The 25559-nt window shown below is 42.5% G+C and carries 23 protein-coding genes; 14 read left to right on the forward strand and 9 right to left on the reverse strand.

The features are described 5' to 3' along the window. Positions 1-35: 35 nt before the first annotated feature. From rpmI to DFP79_RS07350, 5 genes are all read left to right on the forward strand, one after another. On the forward strand, positions 36-230 hold the full coding sequence (rpmI, locus tag DFP79_RS07330; protein WP_133503274.1) for a 50S ribosomal protein L35: 195 nt from the start codon (positions 36-38) through the stop codon (positions 228-230). A gap of 48 nt (positions 231-278) precedes the next feature. Beyond that, entirely contained in the window at positions 279-635 is a 357-nt protein-coding gene (rplT, locus tag DFP79_RS07335; RefSeq protein WP_013661637.1) for a 50S ribosomal protein L20, read from the forward strand. 113 nt (positions 636-748) lie between these two features. Continuing rightward, the gene (pheS, locus tag DFP79_RS07340; RefSeq protein ID WP_133503275.1) at positions 749-1744 is read left to right on the forward strand and encodes a phenylalanine--tRNA ligase subunit alpha; all 996 of its coding nucleotides are present in this window, start codon (positions 749-751) and stop codon (positions 1742-1744) included. A gap of 18 nt (positions 1745-1762) precedes the next feature. Then, complete coding sequence (gene pheT / locus DFP79_RS07345; RefSeq protein ID WP_133503276.1) at positions 1763-4147, forward strand: phenylalanine--tRNA ligase subunit beta; 2385 nt, start codon at positions 1763-1765, stop codon at positions 4145-4147. 4 nt (positions 4148-4151) lie between these two features. Continuing rightward, on the forward strand, positions 4152-4448 hold the full coding sequence (locus tag DFP79_RS07350; RefSeq protein ID WP_133503277.1) for an integration host factor subunit alpha: 297 nt from the start codon (positions 4152-4154) through the stop codon (positions 4446-4448). A gap of 110 nt (positions 4449-4558) precedes the next feature. Here the strand turns inward: DFP79_RS07350 and DFP79_RS07355 are convergent, their stop codons facing one another. Next, complete coding sequence (locus DFP79_RS07355; protein WP_133503278.1) at positions 4559-5623, reverse strand: DUF3549 family protein; 1065 nt, start codon at positions 5621-5623, stop codon at positions 4559-4561. 77 nt (positions 5624-5700) lie between these two features. Here DFP79_RS07355 and DFP79_RS07360 point away from each other — a divergent pair, with 77 nt between their 5' ends. The 5 genes from DFP79_RS07360 to can all read left to right on the forward strand — a co-directional run bounded on the left by DFP79_RS07360 (position 5701) and on the right by can (position 10477). Next, the gene (locus DFP79_RS07360) at positions 5701-6036 is read left to right on the forward strand and encodes a YqcC family protein (protein ID WP_133503279.1); all 336 of its coding nucleotides are present in this window, start codon (positions 5701-5703) and stop codon (positions 6034-6036) included. A gap of 9 nt (positions 6037-6045) precedes the next feature. After that, positions 6046-6864, forward strand: a complete 819-nt coding sequence (locus DFP79_RS07365; protein WP_133503280.1) for a DUF1853 family protein — start codon at positions 6046-6048, stop codon at positions 6862-6864. Between the two features lie 61 nt (positions 6865-6925). Then, complete coding sequence (locus DFP79_RS07370; RefSeq protein WP_133503281.1) at positions 6926-8944, forward strand: putative bifunctional diguanylate cyclase/phosphodiesterase; 2019 nt, start codon at positions 6926-6928, stop codon at positions 8942-8944. Between the two features lie 63 nt (positions 8945-9007). After that, complete coding sequence (locus tag DFP79_RS07375; RefSeq protein ID WP_133503282.1) at positions 9008-9856, forward strand: putative RNA methyltransferase; 849 nt, start codon at positions 9008-9010, stop codon at positions 9854-9856. A 9-nt stretch (positions 9857-9865) separates the two neighbouring features. Further along, entirely contained in the window at positions 9866-10477 is a 612-nt protein-coding gene (gene can / locus DFP79_RS07380; RefSeq protein WP_133503283.1) for a carbonate dehydratase, read from the forward strand. Between the two features lie 55 nt (positions 10478-10532). Here can and DFP79_RS07385 read toward each other — a convergent pair whose 3' ends face one another. Together DFP79_RS07385 and DFP79_RS07390 are read right to left on the reverse strand one after the other, a co-directional pair. Beyond that, a complete protein-coding gene (locus DFP79_RS07385) occupies positions 10533-11486 on the reverse strand; it encodes a LysR family transcriptional regulator (RefSeq protein ID WP_133503284.1) in 954 nt (317 codons plus the stop codon). A gap of 134 nt (positions 11487-11620) precedes the next feature. Further along, positions 11621-12814 (reverse strand): D-mannose isomerase, encoded by a 1194-nt coding sequence (locus DFP79_RS07390; protein ID WP_133503285.1) that lies wholly within the window; start codon positions 12812-12814, stop codon positions 11621-11623. Between the two features lie 120 nt (positions 12815-12934). Between DFP79_RS07390 and DFP79_RS07395 the strand changes: the two genes are divergently transcribed. Both DFP79_RS07395 and DFP79_RS07400 read left to right on the forward strand, forming a co-directional pair. Beyond that, complete coding sequence (locus tag DFP79_RS07395; RefSeq protein WP_243730222.1) at positions 12935-14104, forward strand: ROK family transcriptional regulator; 1170 nt, start codon at positions 12935-12937, stop codon at positions 14102-14104. Positions 14105-14185: 81 nt separating this feature from the next. Beyond that, complete coding sequence (locus DFP79_RS07400) at positions 14186-15676, forward strand: TyrR/PhhR family helix-turn-helix DNA-binding protein (protein WP_133503286.1); 1491 nt, start codon at positions 14186-14188, stop codon at positions 15674-15676. A gap of 78 nt (positions 15677-15754) precedes the next feature. Here DFP79_RS07400 and DFP79_RS07405 read toward each other — a convergent pair whose 3' ends face one another. The 3 genes from DFP79_RS07405 to DFP79_RS07415 form a co-directional block, all read right to left on the reverse strand. Further along, positions 15755-15943, reverse strand: a complete 189-nt coding sequence (locus tag DFP79_RS07405; RefSeq protein ID WP_133503287.1) for a hypothetical protein — start codon at positions 15941-15943, stop codon at positions 15755-15757. 112 nt (positions 15944-16055) lie between these two features. Further along, positions 16056-16877 carry an HAD-IIB family hydrolase gene (locus DFP79_RS07410; RefSeq protein WP_133503288.1) on the reverse strand — a complete coding sequence of 274 codons (822 nt, stop codon included), beginning with the start codon at positions 16875-16877 and terminating at the stop codon, positions 16056-16058. A gap of 113 nt (positions 16878-16990) precedes the next feature. Then, complete coding sequence (locus DFP79_RS07415; protein ID WP_133503289.1) at positions 16991-17347, reverse strand: HopJ type III effector protein; 357 nt, start codon at positions 17345-17347, stop codon at positions 16991-16993. Between the two features lie 337 nt (positions 17348-17684). On the opposite strand from DFP79_RS07415, the gene DFP79_RS07420 reads away from it, so the two are divergent. Then, the gene (locus DFP79_RS07420; RefSeq protein ID WP_133503290.1) at positions 17685-19550 is read left to right on the forward strand and encodes an ABC transporter ATP-binding protein; all 1866 of its coding nucleotides are present in this window, start codon (positions 17685-17687) and stop codon (positions 19548-19550) included. Between the two features lie 21 nt (positions 19551-19571). On the opposite strand, the gene DFP79_RS07425 is transcribed toward DFP79_RS07420, so the two are convergent. The 3 genes from DFP79_RS07425 to DFP79_RS07435 form a co-directional block, all read right to left on the reverse strand. Next, positions 19572-21326, reverse strand: a complete 1755-nt coding sequence (locus DFP79_RS07425) for an alpha-amylase family glycosyl hydrolase (RefSeq protein ID WP_133503291.1) — start codon at positions 21324-21326, stop codon at positions 19572-19574. 125 nt (positions 21327-21451) lie between these two features. Then, complete coding sequence (locus DFP79_RS07430) at positions 21452-22678, reverse strand: glycosyltransferase family protein (protein ID WP_133503292.1); 1227 nt, start codon at positions 22676-22678, stop codon at positions 21452-21454. Positions 22679-22747: 69 nt separating this feature from the next. Next, positions 22748-23569 (reverse strand): HAD-IIB family hydrolase, encoded by an 822-nt coding sequence (locus DFP79_RS07435; RefSeq protein WP_133503293.1) that lies wholly within the window; start codon positions 23567-23569, stop codon positions 22748-22750. Between the two features lie 655 nt (positions 23570-24224). On the opposite strand from DFP79_RS07435, the gene DFP79_RS07440 reads away from it, so the two are divergent. Then, positions 24225-25430 (forward strand): pyridoxal-phosphate-dependent aminotransferase family protein, encoded by a 1206-nt coding sequence (locus DFP79_RS07440; RefSeq protein WP_133503294.1) that lies wholly within the window; start codon positions 24225-24227, stop codon positions 25428-25430. The last annotated feature ends 129 nt before the right edge of the window (positions 25431-25559 follow it).

The raw sequence follows: 25559 nt of genomic DNA on the forward strand, positions 1-25559 counted from the left end.
ATATTTAAATTAACGAATGCGAGAGTGGTTTTACCATGCCAAAAATTAAATCAAATAGTGGCGCAGCTAAGCGCTTCAAACGTACCGCTAACGGTTTTAAACATAAGCAGTCTTTCACTAGTCACATTTTGACGAAGAAATCGACTAAGCGTAAACGTCAACTTCGTTCTATGAACCAAGTAGCATCTTGCGACAAGCCATTGATCGTTCGTATGCTTCCATACGTTTAATCGTTTATACAAATTTTAGTCAAATTAACTAGTTAAAGGGTTTATATTATGCCTCGCGTAAAACGTGGTGTTCAGGCTCGTCGCCGTCACAAAAAGATTTTAAAACAAGCTAAAGGTTACTACGGTGCTCGTAGCCGTGTATTTCGCGTAGCGAAACAAGCGGTTATTAAAGCCGGTCAATATGCTTACCGTGACCGTCGTCAACGTAAACGTCAATTCCGTGCTCTATGGATTGCTCGTATTAACGCTGCCGCTCGTATCAATGGTCTATCTTACAGCCGCTTCATTGCTGGCCTAAAGAAAGCGTCTATTGAAATTGACCGTAAAGTATTGGCTGACTTGGCTGTATACGAAAAAGAAGTTTTTGCAGCAATCGTTGAAAAAGCGAAAGCTAGCTTGGCTTAATTTCAGACGTAGTGCCTAATGTGACGTATACCTGTTATTTGGGTGTCACACATAGCAGTCTTTAATAGGGGAAGAGCTAAGCTCTTCCCCTATTTTATTTTTTGGAGTATGAAATGGAGAACCTAAACCAGATTCTGGCCAACGCTCTTGAGGCGGTGGTAGCGTCTGACAGTGAATCAGCACTAGATGAAATTCGTGTAAAATATCTAGGCAAAAAAGGTGAGCTTACGGCTTTACTTAAGCAGCTTGGCAATGTTGCGCCGGAAGATCGTCCTAAGTTCGGACAACTGGTGAACGAAGCAAAAGCACAAGTACAAGCAAAAATGAACGAGCGTAAGTCAGCTTTAGCTACTGCTGCGCTTGATGCCAAGCTTGCGAGTGAAACCATCGACATCTCACTTACAGGTAAAGGTCAGGATATCGGTGGCTTGCACCCTGTTACAAGGACAATGGAGCGTATCGAAAGCTTTTTCAAAGGCATTGGTTTCGATGTAGCGTCAGGTCCAGAAATAGAAGATGACTACCATAACTTCGAAGCGCTTAACATTCCTGCGCATCACCCTGCTCGTGCAATGCAGGATACCTTCTATTTTGATCCTACAACTGTTTTAAGAACCCATACTTCCCCCGTTCAGGTGCGTACGATGGAGCAGTCTCAGCCTCCGATCCGTATTATTTGCCCTGGTCGTGTGTACCGTTGTGATTCTGACCAAACTCACACGCCGATGTTCCATCAAGTGGAAGGCTTGCTAATCGACGAAAATATTTCTTTTGCTGACTTGAAAGGAATACTTCAGGAGTTCTTAAATGCTTTCTTTGAGGATGACTTGAAAACGCGTTTTCGTCCAAGTTATTTTCCATTTACAGAGCCTTCCATTGAAGTTGATATTATGCGCACCAACAGCAAAGGTGAAGAATCTTGGCTGGAAGTTTTAGGGTGTGGCATGGTTCATCCAAAAGTGCTTGAAATGTCTGGAATAGACTCTGAAAAATATACCGGTTTTGCGTTTGGGATGGGAGTAGAGCGATTTGCGATGCTGCGATACAAAGTTGATGACTTGCGTATGTTCTTCGAAAATGATTTGCGCTTCTTAACGCAATTTAAATAATCGGTCTGAGGAAGAAAGATGAAATTCAGTGAAAATTGGCTAAGAGAGTGGGTCAATCCAGAAATCTCTACCGAAGAACTTGTTGCTCAAGTAACAATGGCAGGATTGGAAGTCGACGAAGTTGAGTCCGTGGCTGAAGATTTTTCAGGTGTTGTTGTTGGTGAGATCTTGGCAGCAGAAAAGCACCCAAATGCAGATAAGCTTCAGGTTTGTCGTGTTTCGGATGGTGCGGAAGAATATCAGGTGGTTTGTGGTGCTCCTAATGCTCGCGCGGGCATTAAAATTCCGTTTGCGAAAGTGGGTGCGGTATTAGGCCCAGACTTCAAGATTAAAAAGGCGAAGCTGAGACAAGTTGAATCCTTTGGTATGTTATGTGCTGCAGCTGAACTGGGTATTAGCGACGACAATGATGGTTTGCTTGAGTTATCTAATGAGGCTCCAGTAGGGAAGGATTTCCGCCAATATTTGGATTTGGATGATTCTATTATTGATGTTGACTTAACGCCAAATAGAAGTGACTGTTTAAGCATTGCTGGAATGGCGCGAGAAGTTGGTGTTCTAAATAACACTGATTTAACGCCTGTGGATATTGCTCCGTCAGATGTTCAAATTCAAGATACATTTAATGTAAGGGTTGAGTCATCTAATGCATGTCCTCGCTATGTAGGGCGAATCATCAAAGGTGTCAATGTCGCTTCACAAACGCCGCTTTGGATGTCAGAGAAGTTGCGTCGTAGTGGGATTAGAACCATAGACCCAATTGTCGATATTACAAACTATGTAATGTTGGAGTTGGGGCAGCCGATGCATGCATTTGATTTAGCTAACCTGAATGGCTCTGTTGTTGTTCGTGATGCGGTTGCGGACGAAAAAATCACTCTGCTTGATGGTCAGGAGTTAACTCTTCGTAGCGATACACTTGTTATTGCTGATGAAAAGGGTCCGCTTGCAGTGGCTGGCATCATGGGCGGAGAGTTTTCCGGAGTAAATGAGAATACTCAAGATATCTTCCTTGAGTCTGCTTTTTTTGCACCAATAGCGCTCGCAGGTAAAGCTCGTTCGTACGGATTACATACGGATTCGTCTCACCGATTTGAGCGTGGAGTAGATGCTACTTTACAAGAAAAGGCTATTGAGCGTGCAACAGCGCTAATTATCGAGATCGCGGGCGGTCAAGTAGGTCCATTGACTGAAGTTGTCAGTGAATCTTACTTGCCAAAAGCCAATCAAGTTACTCTAAGACGCAAGAAGTTAGATCAGTACCTTGCGGTTTCGTTGGAGCAGTCTCAGGTTACTGAAATCCTAACGCGTCTTGGTATGAGTTTGGTTGAGGAAACGGACGAAGCTTGGACGATATCTGCTCCATCGCATCGTTTCGATATTGAGATTGAAGCGGATCTCATTGAAGAAGTGGCTCGAATTTACGGCTACGACAATTTGCCTTCTTCCATGCCTACTGCCGCTGTAAATTTCAAGCCAGTAACGGAGACGAAAACAGCGATTCAATCAGTTCGAGCGACATTGGTTGCGAATGGCTATCAGGAAGCGGTGACTTACAGCTTTATCGATCCTGCTTTAAGTAAGCAATTTTGTCCAGATATTGACCCCGTGCCGCTAGCAAACCCTATTTCTTCGGATATGGGTGTGATGCGTCCTAGTTTAGTGCCAAGTTTGGTGAAAACTTATCTTTACAACCAGAATCGTCAGCAATCGCGTGTAAGGTTGTTTGAGACAGGAAGACGTTTCATTGGGCGTGTATCTGAACTTGATAAGTTAGATCAGCAGGAGCGTATAGCTGGTTTGATTGCAGGTTCGCGTGCTCCTGAAGGCTGGTATCATAAAAACGAAAGTGTTGACTTTTATGATCTTAAAGCACATGTAGAAGCGCTGTTTGGGCTTAATCAAGGGCGAGTTCCTACGTTTGAGCGTGCTGATGTCGTGTATCTACATCCTGGTCGATCAGCACGAGTGCTTATTGATGGTAAAGAGGTTGGCGTATTGGGTGAGCTTCATCCACGGTTTGCTAAAGAGCTTGGAATTAACCAGGCGGTTTACATCTTCGACCTTGAATTGGACGCAGTGTTGTCGGCACAATTGCCGCTGTATTCAGCTGTATCCAAATTCCCTGAGGTTCGTAGAGATTTGGCATTGGTTGTCGATCGACAAACACCGGTAAGCGCGATGGAATCTATCGTAGCTAAGAATGCTGGTGAGGCGTTCCAAAAAGTAGCGGTTTTTGACGTTTATCAAGGTCAAGGTATTGATGAATCTAAAAAAAGTGTTGCTTTGGGCTTGACGTGGCAGCATCCTTCCCACACTCTTAGTGATGAAGAAGTGAACAATACAGTGGATCAGATAATATCTGCTCTCACTGAAGAACTTGGGGCAGTTATTCGAGGGTAAGCTTATGGCATCGTTGACTAAAGCGGATCTAGCGGAAAACCTTGTTGAAACTATAGGTTTGACTAAGAAAGATGCGAAAGACCTAGTAGAAGGTTTTTTTCAGGTAATACGAGAGTCTCTAGTAGAGCGGGAGCAAGTGAAGTTGTCTGGTTTCGGCAACTTCGAGGTTCGCGAAAAAAGTCAGCGACCTGGCCGTAACCCTAAAACCGGAGAGGAAATCCCAATTACTGCGCGTACTGTAGTTACTTTTCGACCTGGGCAAAAATTAAAAGCCAAGGTTGAGAACTACATGCAAGAGTGATTGTGATAATCGTTTTTAGATTGTTGTGAGTTTAAAAAGCCAAGCACAAAAGTGCTTGGCTTTTTTGTTTTCAGAGTGGGGTAATGTGTCGTAAAGAAAGGCGAATTAACCTACTGAACGGTACTTGATTGTGGTGCGAATAGACTTTCTACTGCTTTTTGCAATGTGCTACTTATATGATCTGATCGTAGCAAAGACCATAAAGGAATGTTTGCTTCAGGGTGCTGACTTAGTTCAGTGGCGATTTGATTGAACCCCAGCCAGCCATCCTCACGATGGGCGAGTTTCTCCATAATAATTCTTAATAGAGCGGGTTCGTTAGCGAGCCAGTGAGGACATTTTGCAGCAAGTGCAGTAATCAAATGAATGTGGGTGTCGTCACATGTTGAAAGATCGCCAATTGCTTGAAAAAGGCTCAAGTTTAATTGAGGTGGCATGCTTCCGTTTGAAAGGGCACGTATATAGCCTGCGACCACTTCAGGGCGATTTTCTTCAGAGCAAACGTTTTTCAATTTTGATGAAAGCTCGTTTGATAGTGTGTGATGCTCTAAGCAATTGCACAAAGCCATTGAAAAAGCGAGAGGGGTCGAGTCAATGGCTTTTATAATGAGAGGCTCAATATCTTTGTGAGCGTGACGAGAGGCAAGATCAGCAATGCCTTGGAGTCCAAGTTGGCGCCATGTGTCGTTTTCGTCAGGTAGGCTTTTCGTCAGGTAGTCTTTTACATCATCAAAGTAAGGTGACGGAGCTTGTTTCATCGAAGTGGCCATTATTGCGTGAAAGTTCGCCATTCGTTCTTGGTCTGGAGTAAATGCGTACGGGTTATCTTCTAAGGCTTCATTCAATCCTTGTTCTTTACCTTTGTTCATTATTCTATCAACAATGGTTTTTATGAAATGATCTCTTGTACCTAGATTTAGGCTTCCTTGCTCGTCAATAGGAAGGCGTATAAACCAAATGACAGAATCATCGGCTTTGGACTGCGAGTTTGTTGGTGACAGAACACAAGCCAACCAAGCATGTTTTCGAAAAGGGTACGGGTACGGTTGTTGCTTTTTATCAAATTGGATGACTTGTTGAGGAGCCAGCCTTTGAATTCGACGTCCTATATCGTAGTAGTTTACTTGGCATCCGACTAAGCTAAAAAGATCACTCAAAGATTCTATTTGATTCATTGTAAAACCATATTAGGGGATTCGCTAAATTGCGTTTAAAATGTCGGTAATTATATCTGCTTTACTCGGAGAATTCAGTGACACTTGATATAAAACGTTATCATGACTTGGCGGATAGTTTGCTCGATTTAGAAATTTTGATGCGCGAAGCCGGTGTATGGGAGTGTGAGAAGCCAGAAGAGGAGGCGTTCAAAAGCCGGGTTCCATTTGCGGTTGACTGCATGACTTTTAATCAATGGTTGAAGTTCATCATGATACCAAAGTTTAAAGAGATGATTGAGCTAGGTTCTCCGCTACCCCGTACATCGAGTATTGCTGAATATGCAAGTGAAGCTGGCCTCAACTTGAGTCCAGAAAATGAGCGAAAAATATTGCATTGTATTCGTTCAATTGATCAGATTTTGTCTCAATGATATATCACAATGAATAGGTCAAATTTAATTGATGATCTCAAATGGGTGCTTCGGTTTGAGACAATTAACGAAGCATTGGATTTGTCATATTATCGAATAGTAGATTGGGAGGGTAAGTTACAGCAACTCTCTGACAACCCCAGCCCACTCTACGATGTCTTTTCAAACGTAAAATCCCATTTTTTGGGCAGCTACTTTGAAGTGCTGTTTTCATTTGCAATCAGGCATTTTACAACACTCGATATTGTATGTGAGCACGAGCAAATTCAGTCCGATACCCGAACACTAGGAGAGATAGACTTAATTGTAAAAACAGTGGAAGGTCATTACATTCAATTTGAGATCGCAATAAAGTTTTATTTAGAAAGACCGGATTTAGCACCTGATAATTGGATTGGTCCAAATAAAAACGACAGTCTGCGTAAAAAAACGGAACGAGCAATGCACCATCAGCTGAAAATACTAAATACAAAAGAAGGTGTTGCTTGGCTTAATTCTCATTCGATTCCGAATGTTGGGAATAAAGAACTGCTTATTTTTGGTCGGCTGTTCCGATATCCAAGAATGGACCAATCTTACAACAGCGAGGCAAATTGGATTCATTTAAGAGACCTTGACGCCACAGCGCTGCCATTGCTGGCAGAAGCTATCAAACCGCATTGGCTAACCCCGACGTTAGATATGGAATATATAACTCATAGAGAGTGTAGTCGTCGTCTAACGGCTCGGTTTGAAATCGATGATCGTCCTGTTTTGTTTACGGTTTCGAGTGACAAGAGTGCAAAAATAGGACATAAATGGCTTTTTGTTGTACCTGATGAATGGTGATACTTGAAATGTATGTTCGTTTCAGGCATAAAATTACTTTAGCTGTAAATGTTTCCTTTTGATGACAGACTTATTCTTTATAAATAATGATGCGCGTGAAATTGCTCGTTGGCTAATTGATGTCTCTAAATCATCAATATCTTGGCGTAACGCAGCGGCAAAGACGCTTTTTTCTACAGAGATTTCGAAGGATCGATCACTAAACTCTCAACTTCAAAATGCACTCATTGAAAAAGTGCAGGCACACTTGTCTTTAGGTTTTGAGGACAGTCTAACTTGGATTATTCAATGCGAAGGTGGTCGAATTTTCCATTGTTCTGGTGAGCGAGTGCCGCTAGGTCCGAATGAGTTTGGTGTTAAGGTTGAGGCTCGGGAGATGTCATCTGCCGTCGATTTCGGCGTGACCAAAGCAGGTGATTTTACCCGCGATATTGAATCTTCTTCTCATCTAGATGCTTTTAATTTATCTTACTTTCGTTTTGATATAACAGGAAAGTGCCTTAAGCAAAGTGCTCAAGCGCAAACTCAGTTTGAATGTGTTGAAGAGTTTAAAGACCTGTTTGCTGTTTCTGCGATGGCGCCTTCGGTATTTGGTCAACTGCTTTCAAAAGGGCAAATTTCTACCGATGTTCGCTTTTTGACAAAGAAGGGTGTTCATTGGTGTCACATCCAAGGCTACAAAGAACCCAGCGGCGATTCTTTTTATATTCAAATCACTGATAAGCAAGAAATCAGACAGGCAGAAGCAGAGTTGTTTCGGTTGAAAAACTACGATTCTTTAACCCAGCTTCCTAACCGGGATTCTCTCTATCAAAAACTTAACAGTCAAATCGCTAGGGCTGAAAAGAATGATCAAAAGTTTGGTTTGTTGTACATCGACCTAGACGGGTTTAAAACAGTAAACGATTCCTTTGGTCATCAGGTTGGAGATGAGCTTTTGAGAGGGGTCGCTAGTCGGATTCAAAGCGTATTGCCTCGTAATGCTCAGTTATTTCGATTGGGAGGAGACGAATTTGCTATTTTAGTAGATGATTTGTTGGAAGACGCTGAACTTGCTGCAGTAGCTCAAGACGTTGTTTCAGTAAGCGCACAACCTTACCCAGTCGAAGATTTGGAAATGCTTGTCACGGCCAGTGTGGGGATTTCAAAATACCCAGAGTTTGGTAAAAGTATCGATGACCTTCTGAAAACGTCTGCATCTGCGATGTGCCGTTCAAAAGCCTTAGGCTACAATAACTTTTGCCTGTATAAAAGTGAGATGCACCAGGACTATCGTGCGCAACTAACGTTAGGTGGTGCACTGAGAAAGGCGATAGAAGAAGAGCAGTTTGAATTATACTATCAGCCTAAAATTCGGCTTTCAGATGAGTTAACGGTCGGAGCTGAAGCACTAATTCGTTGGATTCACCCAGAGCGTGGGATGATACCGCCTGATGAGTTTATACCAATAGCGGAAGAAACGGGTTTAATTCTTCCTTTGGGCGAGTGGGTTATAAAGCGAGCTTGTCGTCAACTGAAAGAATGGCGAGAGGCGGGACATGCGCCTATCAGTTTGTCTGTTAATTTGTCTGGTAGGCAGTTTATGCAGACTAACTTGGTCGAAATGGTTAGAGCTACGTTAGCTGAGACGGGGGTCGACCCTAAATACTTGGAACTAGAGCTGACTGAAAGTATGCTTATGGCGGATGCTCAACAAACAATTGAAAAGCTCCATGGGTTTAGAAAACTTGGGCTGACGTTGTCTATTGATGACTTTGGGACGGGTTACTCATCTTTGGCGTATTTGAAAAAATTCCCTATTCAATCTTTGAAGATCGATCGCTCGTTTGTGAACGACTTGGGTATTGATGCAGATGACGATGCAATTGTTAAAGCGACGATAGCCATGGCAAATAGCTTAAATTTGAAAGTCATAGCGGAAGGCGTGGAAAGCCGATCTCAAATTGATGTTTTAAACAATTACCACTGTGAAGAAGTTCAGGGTTATTTGTTTGCAAAACCAATGAATAACCAAGATTTTTCATCCTATTTGGATTTGCAATCCAGTAGGCAGTTTGATTTGGTCGTGCCTGTTCATTAGTTTTGATAATCTAGCTTGATAACACTAGAATAGCGCTCATTCTATTAGTCTCTGGGAGCGCAAGTGACGCTTTTCAATAATTTACTATGTCCACTCGATCAAGAAGTACTTGTTCATGAGGGTCGTTCAATGCACTGCCCTAATGGGCATGTGTATGATATCGCAAAATCAGGTTATATAAACTTATTGCCTGTTCAAAAAAAACATTCCAAAGATCCGGGAGACAGTAAGGAAATGGTCTCCTCTCGGAAGCAATTCCTTGACTCTGGCATCTATGATCCGATCATAACAGGTTTGCATTCGTTTTTATTCAATGGACAGAACGAGAGTGCTGTATTGGATGCAGGCTGTGGTGATGGGTATTATTTAAGTAAATTGATTGAAGAAAATAACCGTCAATCTGCTCAATCACAGTCCATAAGAAATTTTGAGAGTGTTGGAATTGATATTTCTAAATGGGCTATTACTGCAGCCAGCAAAAGAAGTAAAAATGTTTCATGGATTGTAGGCAGTAATGCAAACATTCCTGTTTCCGATTGCCAATTTGATGCTGTTTTATGTGCTTTTGGATTCCCAGTATTTTCCGAGTTTCATCGTGTTCTCAAATCTTCTGGCCAGCTTATTTTGGTTGAGTCAGGAGAGAACCATCTGCTTGAGTTGCGAGAATTACTGTATCCATCCATTAAAGAATATCGCCAGACTCACATGAACGGTATTGATGGATTTGATTTGGCAAATGAGGAAAAAGTGACCTTTAAGTTTCATTTGGGGTCTCAAGATGAGATTGCGCATTTGCTCAGTATGACTCCACATATGCACAAGGCACCTTACGAAGGTCGTCAAAAAGTTCAGGAATTAAAACAATTGTCTTTAACTGCGGATGTCGTAATACGCAGTTTCATTAAGAGTTAGGAAACCGATATGTCCAGCGGTAAGTTACCAGAACTATTTGAAAAAAACAGACAATGGGCTGCTAAAGTAAATGCAGAGGATCCAGAGTTTTTTGAGAAGCTGTCAAAGCAACAAAAACCTGAATACTTATGGATTGGGTGTGCCGATTCGCGTGTACCCGCAAATCAAATTGTAGATTTGATGCCAGGTGAAGTTTTTGTCCATAGAAATATTGCAAATGTAGTCGTTCATACTGATCTAAACTGTTTGTCTGTCATTCAGTTTGCTGTTGATGTATTGAAGGTAAAGCACATCATGGTGGTTGGACATTATGGTTGTGGCGGCATTAAAGCGGCGATGGAGCAAGAAGAGCTTGGTCTAATCGATAACTGGCTACGCCACATCAAGGATGTATACCGATTACATAAAGAGGAAATTGACGCCATTGGAGATGAGCATGAGCGCTTTGACCGAATGTGTGAGCTGAATGTTGTTGAGCAGGTAGCTAACGTTCGAGAAACGAGCGTGGTTCAAAGTGCTTGGAAAAATGGGCAAGAATTGCATGTTCATGGTTGGTGCTACAGCATTAATAACGGCCATATTAAAGACTTGTATGTAACCAGTTCGGGAAACGAGAAGTAAAATGAACCACCGCCCATTCTATATGAAGTCGGGCGGTTGGTTTTCGAACAATGAGTTAGAGCTTGTGATTTTCTGCGATCACGTTAGCGCATCCTGCAATCGTGGATCTTAACCAAATATGACCGGGGTCGTGTTGTAATAAGGGGCTCCATAACATTTTTAATTCGACAGGAGGGATGTCGAATGGTGGCGGAACGACTTTAACTCCACTATTGCCTTCAACGAGCTTTGTAGCCAGTGTCGGCAGCGTTGCAATTAAGCCAAGTTGCTCTGTCGCTCTCATCGCAACGTTATAGTTTCGAGTGAAGAGTCGGATATTTCTTTTGTGACCGAGCTCTGCCAACGACGCGTCGACCCAACCGAGTTTTTGAACCTCTTCAGGCTGCACGCCAACCCCAACCCCAAAGCCTGTTTTACTTACCCAAACGTGGGGCAGTTGCAGGTACTTTTCTAATGAGAAATCTTTAATTACATCCGCTCTGTTTGGAACAAGGCATGAAAAATGATCAACCCAAACTGACTTTTGGTGGAAAGATTGAGGTAAGGTTTCAAATCGGTTGATAACAAGATCAACTTTACCTTTTTCTACGTCATGGAAACTAACATCGCTAGGGTTCATAACGTCGAGTATGACGTTGGGTGCTTCGGCTTGCAGTCGTTCCATCAGTGGTGGAATAAGGGTTGCCTCTGCATAATCACTTGCCATAATTCTAAAAACGCGTGAACTGGATTCTGCATCAAAGTTTTGGCCAAGATGCAGTACTTCATCAACACTTTGTAAAATGACCTGAACTTTTGGCTGCAATTGAATGGCCAACGCGGTTGGCATCATTCCGTCGCTTGTTCTGACCAACAAAGGGTCATGAAAAAGATCTCTTAGCCTTCTTAGCCCGTTGCTCATTGCGGGTTGAGTTATGCCAAGTTGATTGGCGGCATGGGTGACATTTTGTTCGCGTAGTAAAGAATCTAAATAGCGAAGTAGATTGAGGTCAATTTTGTCTAGCTGCATAGTTGGTCCGAGTGCTCCCACGGAAGAGGTGAAGCTTATCTTAAGAATCAACCTCAGGAGGTAAAATAATACTTTATTTTACGGTTTAATTGAATCACTCAACTAAAATGATGGATATTTATTGAACTGCCGTTTTAGTTTTGATCGGTTTTCAGCGTTTTCAAAACTTCATAGCATGCGCCCATTGTGTGGTAATCTGTTTTTCCCGCAGGGCTTTTATGATCGTCGTATTTTTTATTACGCTCATTGAGTATTCGATACCACGCGCCGTGTTTATGGTCGATCATATTATCCCAACTGAACTCCCAAAGTGCTTGATATTGCTCTCTGTATTTTTCGTCTTTTGTATTGAGATAGAGTAACCACGCCGCCGCGAAGGACTCTGCTTGAACCCAAAAATATTTGTCGGCATCGCAAATACTGCCGTCGGGGGCGTAGCCATAATGGAGGCCACGATTCTTCGTATCCCACGCTTTTTTATAAGCTGCGTCGAATAACGATTTTGCCTTTGAAAGATACCATGGTTCGGGCGCGCGATTGTTCAGCATTAATAGCAGCTTTGCCCATTCTGTTTGGTGTCCAGGCTGAAACCCCCAGGGCCTAAATAAATGCTTAGGGTCGTTTGTATTGTAATTCCAATCGATTTTCCAATCTGGGGTATAGTGTTCCCAGATTTCACCTGACTCTGATAAATTAGCTTGGTGTTGGGTTATATTCTTTGCCAACAGTTTCGCGCGAATTAAGTATTTTTCATTCTGTGTGGCGTCAAAGGCGGCCATCATGGCCTCGCACATATGCATATTGGCATTTTGTCCGCGATAAGTGCTTTTGATGGACCAGTCTTCACTGATTTCATCTAGATAGAGTCCATGCTCTGCTTCCCAAAAGTGTTCTTCTAAAAGATTGTAGGTTTCTTCAATCCACTCTGAAGATTTTGAAATGCCGGCTTGTAGCGCATTTGAGTAGGCCAACATAACAAATGCAAGCCCATAGCAGTGATTGGTCTCGTCTAGGTTCTTTTCGCCTTCCAGTAGCCATACATAGCCTCCAGATTTGGAACGGTGTCTTTCTCTTAGGTATTGTATGCCATGCACAACCGCTTGTTTGTATTCTGCGATGTTTGTATGTAGATAGGCTTTGCTAAAATTGAAAATAAACCGAGTGCTGCTGACTAAGTGGCGTGTATTCGCATCATAAATACTCCCGTCATCTTTGAAAAATTGAAAGAATCCCCCGCTTGGGTCAATACAAGAGGGAAAATAGAAAGCCATTGTTTGTTCAATGTGTCTTTCCAAAAAGGCTTTCGAATCAAATTCAGGGTATGACATGGATATCACTCCGTGTGTATAGTATTTTTTTTATGGTTGTTAGTCATGCATCATAGCCTGTAGACTAATTAAATCAACTAGGTTTATTAATTATTAAAAAGGTGTCTTTAATTAGAGTTTATGATGAATCTCATCGGCAGTACTTCTGAGCGAAGTCGTTTTTTTAACGAGCGCATTATTCTTCAGTTAATACGTCAGTATCCTGATATATCAAGACAAGAAATTTCTGCGTATACCAAATTAAGTGCGCAAACAATTTCCGTTATTTCTTCAGCGTTGATCGAGAGGAACTTGATTGTTAGCGAAGGTAAGGTGAAAGGAAAGCGAGGGCAGCCTCAAAAAAAATTGAATTTGAATGACTCAGGCGCTTACGGTGTGGGTGTGAATGTAGATCGTGATTTCATCAGTGTTGCGCTCGTTAATTTTGGTGGAAAATGCATTTATCAAATTGAAGAGCGTATTTCTTTTCCTGGCGAAAATAACGCAAAGGCGATTGTTGCAAAATTAGTGGAGAAGGCGGCTGACTTTTTGGGCAACGATTGGTTTAAAGTTCAAGGTATTGGCCTTTCTAGACCAGATTACATGGGAGAGTGGACAGAACGTCTAGGAATTAACTCCAAAAGTGATGTGGTAGAAGGTTTAGATTACTGGAATGGAAGCCAGTTTGAAGACTGGTTAGAGGGTGAGTTTTCGTTACCCGTCATGAGAGAGAACGACGCACAGGCAGCGGCATTGTGTGAGTTGTTTTTTTCTACTCAGCCGTTAGAGCATATATTTTACTTGTATATGTCCACGGCTGTGGGTGGATGTATTATTGAAAACGGTGAATGCTTAAATGGCACGCACGGAGCGGCAGGGCAGTTTGGTTTGCTGTATACCAAAACAGGGAAGTTTGGAGAGCGAGTATTAGAAGCCTTATCTTTAACTTCCTTGCAACGGTTTTTGATGTCGACCTACAACCGAACACTAGATGATCTCGATGAAAACTCGGATTCGGGCTTAATCTACGAATGGGCAAAAAGTGTCGCTGTAGAAGTGCTGCCTGCATTTGTTGCTTTACTTGCGCTAACAAATCCGAGTGAAGTTAGGGTGGGAGGGAGAATGCCGGCTTGGATGATTGTCCCGTTTATAATGGCTCTTTCTGAAGCTTTGAGTGATGAACCATTGCTTACTGTTCCAAGTATTCAGCCTGCTCGCTATGCTCGGTATTCTGGAGCTCTTGGTGCAGCCGTGCTTCCGTTGTATGAAAGGTTTGCACCGCAAACTTCCATTTTGAAGTTAAAAATGTAAGGCTTGTTGGTTGTTTTGTGATCGAATTGCCCTTGGGATCTAACTAAATTGAGATGAATAAGCTTCGGATTTGAGGATGTCATGCGTTTAGAAGTTCAGTGTAAAGACAGAATAGGTATGGTGCATGAAATTCTTAAGCTTTTCGTGTCTCAAAGAATTGATTTGCGTTTAGTTGAGGTCGATACAACGAATCGATGCTTGTTTGTCGGTTTTCCTGATATTGACTTTGTCTTGTTGCAGGAGCTTCTTGCTGCTCTGCGTCGATTAGATGGAGTAGAGGATGTAAAGCGTGTTCAGTTTTCTTCATCAGAACGAGAAACGAATACGCTCGCTCAAACATTAGAAGCGTTGCCTGATGGCGTTATTGCAATTGATGTAAAGGGCAATGTGACGATGGCGACTGAGCTCGCTGCACAGGATTTAGGGGTTGCATTAAAGGATTTATTACACAAGCCGCTCAATTCTTTCATAAAGACCGTTAACTTTTCGCGGTTGAGTCGTTCTGATATCGATAGCGGATTTTCTAAGCGTATTCGTGTTAATAGAAAATCGCTTTTATTGGAGATACAACCCATCAATGTTTCCAATAATAATGAAGATATCTATGCGGGCGCCGTTATCCACCTCAAGTCCGCAGTAAGGATCGATCAGCAATCTGAGAGATTCAGACGAAATGCGAGTGACTTTAAGTTAGAGCAGTACTTTAAGAGCAATATGGTTCTAAGTGAAGCGATGATGTCTTGTATGATGCGAGCTAAACGTTTCGCTAATTTGAGCTCTCCATTAATGATATCGGGAGAGGTAGGAACAGGAAAAAATGCCATCTTAAACGCTTTGGTTGAATATTGGCGATCACATGGGCATGAAGGTGGCCAGATTAATCGAAAGAAGGCCATTGAGCTGCAAACTGAAGCGGAGTTAGCGGCGTTTCTATCTAATCCGGGATGGTTGGTTATTGAGGGAGTTGAGGGATTAGTGGCGCCTGTGCAAATGTGCTTATCGGATTGGTTGAAAAGAAATCAGGTTGATATTGTGGGCGACAGTGTCTTTAGGAGGCTGATTGTTTTAACGTCGCTTTCGAGCAACGATATGCGTTCTCATAGTTCGTTTAATTATGAGCTATATTTGCATCTGGCACAGCAGAACCTTCGTGTGCCAGCATTAAGGGATCGGCCTGATGATCTTGACGGTTTAGCCAATGAGATATTGAGTAGGGTGTGTGATCATTTAAGAGTTGGTCGAGTTTCTCTCAGTAAAAACGCTGTTTTAGAGCTAGGGCTTTATCATTGGCCTGGAAATATCGCTGAGCTAAAAGGGGTGCTGTACAGTGCGGTAGCCTCAACGGATAAGTTGATACTAGAGGCTGGCGATTTTGATTTGCCTACGGGCTCAAAAGGTGTCGCATTAGAATTAATTGAGGGCTCTTTAGATAAAACAATAAAGACGTGGGAAGCGGATTTGCTGCGTAAGCTATACCCCAAGTATCCGAGCACAAGAAAATTAGCCAAAGAGCTTGGTATGAGTCACAGCGCCATTGCAAATAAACTAAGAGATTACTCTATTGTAAAGTAGTCAGCATTTCGGCGTTGCCCTTTACTTGATCTGGCAGCAACGCCTTAGCTTAGCGACTAAGTTAAGCTCCGCAAAAAATTAACGAGGGAATCGATTGTTATTGTATGCGCGAGATTTCTGCGCAAGTAGACGTTCTTTTTCTTGTTGCTCTTTATCAAGCTTGATGGGTTGTAGCTTAACTCGAGGTTGAGCAAAATGCGTGATTAGCTTGCTTGACATAACGCCTATCAATACAAGTGCTGCTGCAAATAAAATCATTTCTACCATCTTGGATTTCTCCGTATTTTCTGCCTTAACCTAATCATGGCTCAAACCGATGAAGGGGTAAAGTAACTTTTGTTGTTATTAGGTAAATGGGGGGCGCCTTCTAAACTTCAACCTAAAGTTGAAAATAGTCTCTTAAGAAGTGAGCGACTCCGTCGTCGTTATGATGACCAATTACTTTTGTTGCGTGCGATTTTATACGCATAGTAGCATTGTTTGGTACGAAAAATTCATCGGCATACTCAAACATAGACAAGTCATTGTCGCCATCACCAAAAGCGATAATTTTGTTTGCTCCAAGTTCATTCTTTAATGCACTGATCGCAGAGCCTTTGCAAGCATTTTGGTGGTGAATGTCTATCCAGAAAACATCTTTGTTATACACTCCACCACCACAGTACGCCTTTATTTCATTTATTCCGTTAAGAGACAATACAATAGAGCTTGCCTGACCTTCAGAGCCTAATGCACTTAGGTTTGTCACAACGTCATCGTTTTTCATTTCTCGTATGGGGTGTAGGCTTAACTCTTCATGTTGCCCCAATTCATTCGCAATCAAATTGCTAAGATGTGCTTTTATAGGTGGGTGATAAACTTTATGAGAGCCGTCACTAGCAACGCAAAAAACGAAAGGAGTAACGCCATTGAGAGAAAAATGAGAGAGTGCGAAGTCAACTGAGTCTCTTTTTAGAGAGGTTTGATGGCGATATTGTTGCTTTAGTGGGTGCCACCATTCAACTCCGTTTTTAAAAATCATCCAATGTTCAAAGTGGTGTTGAGTTAGGCATTTTCTTGCGGCCAAATGAGTTCGCCCAGTTGCGATGGTGTATAAAATGCCTCTTTCACTTAGGGCATCGAGAGTCTCCAAAGTAAAAGGCGAAAGGGTCTGGTTTCTATCTAAGAGAGTACCATCCAAATCGAAAACGACTAGTTCCATATCTCACCTTCTTATGGTTTTACGCTATGAAGATAGCACCTTGATGTTGGAGTTCTGCATATTTAAATGTGCAATCTTCAAACGGTGCTATCGTCATATGGTTGGATCGAATATTACGCCTTAGGCGTTAAGGCAGTTGCTGCAAAGGAGATGCCGCCCCAGCCATTTTGAATGAACTGACGTATATTTTGATGATCTTCGCCTTCTGGGTTTTGAAGAACATCTGTTCTGTAATATTCGCCGAATAAATTTAGTGTTGTTTGTTCATTGAGTTCATGCAACTGTGCGAAAAAGAAGATTTTGCAGGATCCATTGTTTTGATCTTCTTGGTTTAGTTGTGCGCCATTTTGAAATTGTGTAGGCGTAAACTGGTAGTGTGTTTCAATGGTGTTTATCACATCTGAAAAAACAGTTTTTTCGGGTGTTTGTTTGTATTGTGCAATTTTTTCTGCAAGCTGCTCGGTTGGCATGAACGGTATTACCTTGTGTTGAGAAAAGCTTATTAAAGCTTCGTGTTTAAAAATAAGAGCTAAAATGTATGCGCGTTTTAGTCGCAAGTCAAAATTTCTTAGCGAACTCTTGGCTCACTTATTTAATGAGTTTTTGGTATCCGAATTTGCGCTCTTTGAATTTAGGAGTCAATTGGCTTTTTTGTGAGCAAGGCCAATAAGTAAGGAAAAATCACGTAAGCGTTCTATCTCGTATAATATAGCGGCTTATATTCATTAAGATACTAAAACGGTTGTCGCTAAACGATAAACAATGCCTCAACATTCCCAAATATTAGAATAATTAGTAAGAGTCTATATGTTAAAGTTTTTCGAACGTTGGGTAGCGCCATACCCAGAGCATCACGTACAACATGCTCCAAAGAACTTGTTTGATTTTTGTCGCTTTTATTCTAAAGGCGTTGAAGTTCCTCTTATATTGATGTCTATCTTGACTGCATCTCTTGCCATCATGGAAGTCGTTTTGTTTGGCTTTATGGGGCAATTGGTCGACTGGCTTGTCAACTCTAACCCCGATACCTTTCTTGAAGAGGAAGGTGGGCGCTTAATTTCAATGTCTGCACTTATATTAGTGGGAATGCCTGTTGTCACCTTTTTGCATTCTGCGATTGTGCATCAGACTTTACTGGGGAATTACCCAATGCGGGTTCGTTGGTTAGCGCATCGATATCTGTTACGCCAAAGTTTGAGCTTTTTTCAAGACGAGTTTGCGGGACGGCTGGCGACAAAAGTGATGCAGACGTCACTTGCTGTTCGAGAAAGTGTGATGAAACTACTCGATGTGCTTGTGTATATATTGGTGTATTTCATCTCGATGTTGGTCTTGATTGCGAATGCCGATTATCGACTCATGTTGCCGATGCTTGGCTGGCTGGCTTGTTATGTATCGATTCAACTTTATTTTATTCCAAAGCTTAAAGCGGTTTCGGAGGAGCAGGCTGACGCGCGTTCGACAATGACGGGACGTGTTGTAGATAGCTATACCAATATATCCACCGTGAAGCTGTTTTCTCATACTAACCGAGAGTGGGACTATGCGCGAGATAGCATGGATGGTTTTCTTAAAACTGTGCACAAGCAGATGCGACTGGTAACAGGGGTCAATGTCAGCGTGCAGCTGTGTAATTACTTGCTGACGTTTGTGATCGCGGTAGTGGCTATTTCTCTTTGGTTGGGCAGCGCCATTGGTGTTGGTGCGATTGCAATAGCCATTAGTTTGGCGTTGCGGTTAAACGGTATGTCTCAATGGATTATGTGGGAAATAGGGTCGTTATTTGAAAATATTGGAATGGTTGCCGATGGCATGGGGACATTATCAAAACCTCTATCTGTTCAGGATAAAGCCGGCTCTCAGCCAATCGAAGTGACAAAAGGTGCTATCGAATTTGATCAAGTAAGTTTCCATTATGGCAAGAAAGATAAAAAGGTAATAGACAATTTAAGTTTGTCTATTCATCCGGGAGAAAAAGTGGGTTTGGTAGGGCGTTCAGGGGCTGGCAAGTCGACAATTGTGAATCTGTTGATGAGATTTTACGATGTTGAGTCGGGCGAGATACGTGTAGATAATCAACAAGTAGCTGATGTTCGACAAGACTCTCTTCGCCAAATGATCGGTGTTGTATCGCAAGATACCTCTTTGTTGCACAGAACCGTAAGAGAGAACCTGCTTTATGGTAGACCAGATGCGTCAGAAGCGGAGATGATCGAAGCCGCTAAGAAAGCGGAAGCGCATGAGTTTATCTTGGGTCTTACGGATCCTCATGGAAACACTGGCTATGACGCCATGGTGGGCGAACGAGGAATTAAATTGTCAGGGGGACAAAGGCAGCGAGTAGCGATTGCTCGTGTTTTACTTAAAGATGCTCCTATTCTAATTCTCGATGAAGCGACATCTGCTTTGGATTCTGAAGTGGAGGCGGCTATTCAGCAAAGTTTGTATAAATTAATGGAAGGCAAAACAGTGATCGCCATTGCTCATCGCTTGTCGACCATTGCAGCAATGGACCGATTAGTGGTTTTGGACGAAGGCAGTGTTGTCGAGCAAGGTTCGCATGAAGAGCTGATTGCGTATCCGGGGATATACTCTGCTCTATGGGCGCATCAAACAGGTGGTTTTTTAGCAGAGTCTATTGAGGGTGAAGAGCCGTCCGTGGCTTTCAAGTAAGGCGAGCGGGCCGCTAGGTCTCTATTCTTTTGGGCGAGAAGTTTTGTTTGCTAACCACATGAATTGATATGGCATCAATGTTACTTGTGCCATTTGGTCTTCGTAGCGTTGATCGCTTACCAGATCAGTCCAGTCTTCAGTTGCTATAAGGTTTAGCTCAGAAAGGTTGAATGTTTTTGGCTGATCTGAAATGTTGTAAATTGCAAATAAGCTTTGGCGTCTATCGATACTTTGACGCCAAAATGCAAAGAGTTCATCGCCCATATGCAGTACATATTGTGTTGCGTTTGGATGAAACGCCGCCTGAGCTCGGCGGATTTTCATCAGTCGACTCATCGCTTCAAATACTTTTTTGTGGTGTGTATTGGTATTGAGAGCGTGATCTAAATCGTCCATTTGCCAGATATGGCGATTGATTGAGCGGAAATGCCCTGTATTCTTCACTCGCTCATGGTCATTCTCTGTTCCAAATAGCGAGTGAATATAAAAGGCGGGTACGCCTTCCAGCGCCATTTGAACGCCTGCCGCACATAAGAATCGAGCAAATTGCCACTGATCAGGTCCATGGAGGACCGATCCACTCAAAGCATTCCAGAGGCTTATGTTTATTTCATAAGGCTTCGCTTCCCCTTCTGGTGTTGTTCGTGAGCTGACTTTGCCTCCAAATTTCTTCATAGTGCTGATCAAGGTGTCTATTTCCCATTCGGATAATAGCCCTTCTGTTGGTCGTAAACCGATACCGTCGTGTGAAGCAACAAAATTAAGATAGGTCGTGCCTTGTTGTGCGGGCGGCATTCCCATTAGCCAGCTTTTTAGGTGCGAGCAATTCCCTGTTGCCAGTGTATTGATAAGCAATGGGGGTAAAGAAAAATTGTAAATTAAGTGGGCTTCGTTGGCGTTACCAAAATAGGTAAGGTTTTCTCTGTTTGGAATATTTGTTTCTGTAATGATGACGGAATCTGGCGCCCAGTGTTCGATCATGAGTCGTAACAGTCGTATCATTTCATGGGTATTGGGTAAATTAATACAGTTTGTGCCTGGTGTTTTCCAAATAAATGCAACAGCATCCAATCTAAACCAACGAATGCCTTTCTCTAGGTATAGTCGAATAATTCTTAAAAACTCTAAAAGGACTTCTGGATTCTCGAAGTTTAAATCGACTTGATCATGACTAAAAGTACACCATACATGTTTAACCCCATTTTTAGTTTGCACTTCTCGCAAAAGGGGAGATGTTCGTGGGCGCACGACATTGCTTAAATCAAAATGAGGGTCTGCTTCATAGAAGTAATCTTTGCCGGGTGAAATACCTGCTTTGTAATTTTCAAACCACATGCTTCGGCTGGAGCAGTGGTTGATTACTAGATCGCCCATGACTTTAAAGTCTTCTGTAATGGCCGACACGTTAGCCCAGTCTCCGCTTGATGGATTTACAGTTGTGTAATCCATAACACTGAAACCGTCATCGGAGCTATACGGGAAGAACGGCAAAAGGTGAGTGGCTGAAATGCTCTCACTTAAGTTGGTTTTTATGAATTTATGCAGCGTCTCTAGCGGTGAAGCGTCTTCTGAGCGTAACGTATCAGCATAAGTGATCAACATAATATCTGATTGATCCCACAAGTTCTTATGCGGTCGCGGGGGTTCGGCATTTGCGTCTAAATTAAATGTAGTCAAACATTTTCTCGCCAGTTCGCTGGCATCGAGTTTAGGGTACAGAGTTTGCAAATGCCCTGTGAGACGTTGTTCTAAATGAGAAGGAGCGCTTGAATCCATAAATTTGCCTGTTCTTCTTTACATGGAGGTTTTAGCCACTTAGTACGAGGAGCGTGTCGTAATCGGGCTCCCCGTGTTAAGTCTAAAAGTTCGCCATTACGGTTCGAACTCAGATTAATGCAGTGCTATTTTGGGCCAAAGTCATTCATATCTTTTTCAACCGCAACTGAAAGTTGTTTTAACACACCAGGGAAGGCGCTCACCACGCGATTCCAACTGGGGATAAACGGTGCTTCCATTGGGTTTTCTAGGTACATATTGCCGGCTTTCATAATGTTGCTTGCAAACAGTTCAACAGCTTGCTCTTCCATATGAACATCCAGCTTCAGTCCGTTTATCTCTGCATCGTTGCGATACGTTTCGATAAAATCCAGAGCCACTCGAAAATAGGTTGCCTTGATAGTTCGGAACGTTTCCTGATTAAAGATGATGCCATTTGTAGCCAGCTTTCTAAAAACAGCTTTCGTGATGTCAATCGACATCTTGGATAGGCCGCCGTCGTCATTATCTGCGGAAAGGTCTTGGTGTTTATGATCGTACACATCTGCGATATCAACTTGACAGAGTTTGTTCGTTGAGTAGTTTCTGTACATTTCGCTGAGTACGCCGATTTCTAATCCCCAATCACTTGGGATTCGTAAATCTGTCATAACATCACGGCGGAAGGAGAACTCACCGGCCAGTGGGTACCGGTAGCTGTCTAAATAATCTAAGTAATCCAAATTACCAAACACTTTTTTAAGTGAATAGAGCAATGGTGTTACAAGAAGGCGACTTACCCGACCGTTCATTTTTCCATTGGCTGTACGAGCATAGAATCCTTTACAAAACTCATAGTTGAAATTTGGGTTTGCGACTGGATAAATCAGCCTAGCAAGCAGTTCTCTATCGTACGTGACGATATCGCAATCATGCATAGCAACCGATTCGGCTTCGCCTGCAGCCAAATTGTAGCCCATGCAAAACCAGACATTTCGACCTTTTCCGGGGTCTGTTGGGGATAAGTGTTCGCCCTTAAGTACTGCATCTATTTCTCTTAGGCGAGGTCCGTCATTCCAAAGGACTTTGGTTTTTTGAGGTAAAACAGAAAAGAACTCTAATGCATGTCGGTACTGTTCTTCTGTGGCTCTGTCTAGGCCTATAATAATTTCAGAAAGATACGGTACTTTTTTTAGATGCTCAATGATATTAGGCATCGCAGCTGTTTCAAGCTCGGAGTATAAGCAAGGCAATATCAATGACATTGGGCGTGTTTTGGCGAATTCACATAACTCTTTTTCTAGGTCCTCTAACGGACGATTGGCTAAATTATGTAGCGTCGTAATGATCCCGTTTTGGTAAAAATCACCCATATGAAACTCCTAATGATGAAGGTCTTATTTTTTAATGACTCTTGCAAAGTGTGAATTAACGTTTTTTGTTTACAGGTAACCTTCCTGAATAAGTGCTTTCTTGACGGCCTCTGCCCAGCCAATTGGTCCGTAACTTGAGGTTAGCCAAGCATCAGTTCTATTGGGAACCTTTGGTGGAATATGAACAGGGGAGCGAATGACGACGGGAATGTCGGCTGCTGATAGCATGCCGATATCGTTTTCACCGTCACCAAGTGCCATCGTGGTAATGTTCTCTGAGTATTCGGCAGTATATTGGCTTGCAAGCCAATTCATCGCTTTCGCTTTGTCACAGTGTTTTCCCATGACATGGGTGAAGCGTCCTCCTTTTTGAACTTGCAATTCGTAGTTTTCAAGAGAATCTTTGAACTTAGAAAGCGCCGCTTCTGAGTCATTCCAGACCATCGGTTCAGTAAACTCCCTTTGCATTGCCTGTACTGCTTTCTCAATAGAAAGGCCGGTTAAGTTTGCAATGTCGAGGGAGCTCATGTCACTAAAGCGGACGAATTCGAAATCACTCCTGTGTGTGTTTGTGATTTCCGTTATTTTTGTTCGAGAGGGCCCCATGGCTTTGCGCCAATAGTTCCCACAATCTTCTAGTTCGTCATTTATCTCTAATTGGGAGCCTTTAGGGATATAAATCGCGGCTCCATTTTCTACGATAAATGGGTCAGTGTGAGAAAGCTCTGCTCTTAAGTTGAGTAGTTCTGCGAACGTTTTACTCGTATTTAATACGCACGGTATCTTATGAGCCTTTAGACTTTGAAGTGTATCTTTTGCAGCTTCAAAGCTGTATGTGTGGTGATCTAATAATGTACCGTCAAGATCTGAAAAAATGACGAGTTTGGACATGTTGGTCGAGCAAACTGCTTAGATTGCCACTCAAAAGGAGCTAGTTTGCTCTTTCCTCCTTATTTAATGCGGTACTACCGCTTAAGTCACTGTTTGTCGATCCAGTGGATCTGTTTGTGATCTATATCGTTTGTGCAAATGTAGTGCCAGTCAAATGCATAGTTTAATTTTGATCTTTGTTTTTTTGCTTGTTTCTTTAGGGGAGTAGGTTTGACGTTGCTATGTTACTGCGCAATGTTCGGTATTTTTGTTACAGGAAAGCGGAGTCTATAGTTCATTTGTTGGTTTTTTTGAAATTGTTTGTCGGTTTTTGGTGCGTGTAGCACTTATGATGCATCGCAGTGTTCTGTTTTGGTGCTAAGTGATTGTAGTGCGCTATTAGGGAGATCTTCGGTAATTTATGAGGGAGAAAGAGAGTTGTGGGGGGAATTTGGGGTGAGTGTAGATGATCCGACTGTTTTAAGTTTTTGTGCTCCTAATTTATGAAGGGCTAAAGTATTATATTTAGGATAAAGTGTTGAAATATTAAATATAGTAAAACTTTATTCTGAATTTTTTTAATTAATAGATAATGATATTGCTTGGGAATGTCTTGCTTTTGCAGTGACTCAAAGAGCATTGATCCCTTTTACAAATTATAGAATGTAGTGAGAAAATGACTGACAGCGTAAACTCCGTTCACACTCCGTTGATAAAATCGTTAGATGATATCTTGCCTCGCGAGCCTTTGTTAATGATGGGTGCTGGTCCTGTACCCATTCCTGAAAGAGTAGCACGAGCCAACTCTGTGGTGATTAACCATTTGGGTGATGTTATGGCGCAGGTAATCGATCAAGTGAAAGCAATGGCGCGTTATGTTTTTCAAACTGAATCGAAGTGGGTTATCGGGGTGGCGGGGCCAGCATCTGCTGCAATGGAAATGGCAATTGTTAATTTGCTTTCTCCTGGAGATTCATTTCTTTGTATTAACAACGGCTTTTTTAGTAGCCGCATGGGAGAAATGGCGGAGCGCATAGGGGCGAATGTTAAGACGTTAGATGTTCCTACGCACACGGCTGCAGATCCGGATCTAGTTGAGCGTGCAATTGAAGAATTTAGGCCAAAAGCGATCAGCCTTGTTCAAGGTGAAACATCGAACACGGTGTTTAATTACTCATTGGAAGAAATTGCCAAACGCGCGAAAAAATATGGATGTCTAGTCATTGTCGATGCCGTTTGTACGTTGAGCACCATGCCTCTCAAAATGGATCAATGGCAGGTGGACGTTGTCATTACCGGTGGGCAAAAAGGTCTTTCTTGTATACCGGGGGTGTCGCTGGTGGCTTTTTCTGATGCGGCTTGGCATGTTATTCAGAACCGAGAGGAGACGTTGTCTCATTGGTGTTTCGACGTAAAATTGGCTGAAAATTTTTGGCACAAACATGGCTACCATTATACTGCGCCTGTTTCGGGAATCATGGCATTGCATGAGGCTTTGAAGTTGGTGTGTGACGAAACATTGGAGCACCGATTTGCTCGCCATGAGCGCTGTTCCAAGGCGTTACAAGCGGGTATTGAAGGGATGGGGTTGGATTTGTTTATCGAACCTTCGTCGAGACTAAATTCTGTTGTGGGGATTAAAATCCCTAACGGCTTTTCCGCTACTGATATTTGTAACCATATTTCGTCTGTCTATAAAGTTGAGATTGCAGGATCTTTTGGTCAGCCTATTGTGCGAATTGGTCAAATGGGGGAGCAATGTCGAGAGCATAATCTCTTTAGAACACTTCACGCGTTGGGGAGTACCATGAGGGATCTAGGAATAAAGGTGGATCAACCTTTAGGGATGGCACAGTTAGAGGCTGCATTACAATCTAGATAGTTTTTATGTGCATCATGCGGTTTGTTGTATGGTGCACTCCTCCCTTTTTCTTCTGTACTGTTACGTCACTTGGTTAGTTGTCTTTGGTTTTTGTGTTTTAACCGTGCTTACGGAAAAACAACTATTCTC

Origin of the sequence: Marinomonas balearica, from assembly GCF_004362145.1 — a bacterium.
GTDB lineage: Bacteria > Pseudomonadota > Gammaproteobacteria > Pseudomonadales > Marinomonadaceae > Marinomonas > Marinomonas balearica.

Bases quoted from the DNA above. Each gene is read 5' to 3' on its own strand.
- DFP79_RS07430 (WP_133503292.1), bottom strand. From the start codon at position 22,678: ATGGGTGATTTTTACCAAAACGGGATCATTACGACGCTACATAATTTA.
- DFP79_RS07410 (WP_133503288.1), bottom strand. From the start codon at position 16,877: ATGGAACTAGTCGTTTTCGATTTGGATGGTACTCTCTTAGATAGAAAC.
- DFP79_RS07350 (WP_133503277.1), top strand. From the start codon at position 4,152: ATGGCATCGTTGACTAAAGCGGATCTAGCGGAAAACCTTGTTGAAACT.
- DFP79_RS07435 (WP_133503293.1), bottom strand. From the start codon at position 23,569: ATGTCCAAACTCGTCATTTTTTCAGATCTTGACGGTACATTATTAGAT.
- can (WP_133503283.1), top strand. From the start codon at position 9,866: ATGTCCAGCGGTAAGTTACCAGAACTATTTGAAAAAAACAGACAATGG.
- pheS (WP_133503275.1), top strand. From the start codon at position 749: ATGGAGAACCTAAACCAGATTCTGGCCAACGCTCTTGAGGCGGTGGTA.
- DFP79_RS07355 (WP_133503278.1), bottom strand. From the start codon at position 5,623: ATGAATCAAATAGAATCTTTGAGTGATCTTTTTAGCTTAGTCGGATGC.
- DFP79_RS07370 (WP_133503281.1), top strand. From the start codon at position 6,926: ATGACAGACTTATTCTTTATAAATAATGATGCGCGTGAAATTGCTCGT.
- DFP79_RS07420 (WP_133503290.1), top strand. From the start codon at position 17,685: ATGTTAAAGTTTTTCGAACGTTGGGTAGCGCCATACCCAGAGCATCAC.
- DFP79_RS07405 (WP_133503287.1), bottom strand. From the start codon at position 15,943: ATGGTAGAAATGATTTTATTTGCAGCAGCACTTGTATTGATAGGCGTT.
- DFP79_RS07440 (WP_133503294.1), top strand. From the start codon at position 24,225: ATGACTGACAGCGTAAACTCCGTTCACACTCCGTTGATAAAATCGTTA.
- DFP79_RS07385 (WP_133503284.1), bottom strand. From the start codon at position 11,486: ATGCAGCTAGACAAAATTGACCTCAATCTACTTCGCTATTTAGATTCT.
- DFP79_RS07400 (WP_133503286.1), top strand. From the start codon at position 14,186: ATGCGTTTAGAAGTTCAGTGTAAAGACAGAATAGGTATGGTGCATGAA.
- DFP79_RS07425 (WP_133503291.1), bottom strand. From the start codon at position 21,326: ATGGATTCAAGCGCTCCTTCTCATTTAGAACAACGTCTCACAGGGCAT.
- rpmI (WP_133503274.1), top strand. From the start codon at position 36: ATGCCAAAAATTAAATCAAATAGTGGCGCAGCTAAGCGCTTCAAACGT.
- DFP79_RS07395 (WP_243730222.1), top strand. From the start codon at position 12,935: ATGATGAATCTCATCGGCAGTACTTCTGAGCGAAGTCGTTTTTTTAAC.
- DFP79_RS07415 (WP_133503289.1), bottom strand. From the start codon at position 17,347: ATGCCAACCGAGCAGCTTGCAGAAAAAATTGCACAATACAAACAAACA.
- DFP79_RS07390 (WP_133503285.1), bottom strand. From the start codon at position 12,814: ATGTCATACCCTGAATTTGATTCGAAAGCCTTTTTGGAAAGACACATT.
- pheT (WP_133503276.1), top strand. From the start codon at position 1,763: ATGAAATTCAGTGAAAATTGGCTAAGAGAGTGGGTCAATCCAGAAATC.
- DFP79_RS07365 (WP_133503280.1), top strand. From the start codon at position 6,046: ATGAATAGGTCAAATTTAATTGATGATCTCAAATGGGTGCTTCGGTTT.
- rplT (WP_013661637.1), top strand. From the start codon at position 279: ATGCCTCGCGTAAAACGTGGTGTTCAGGCTCGTCGCCGTCACAAAAAG.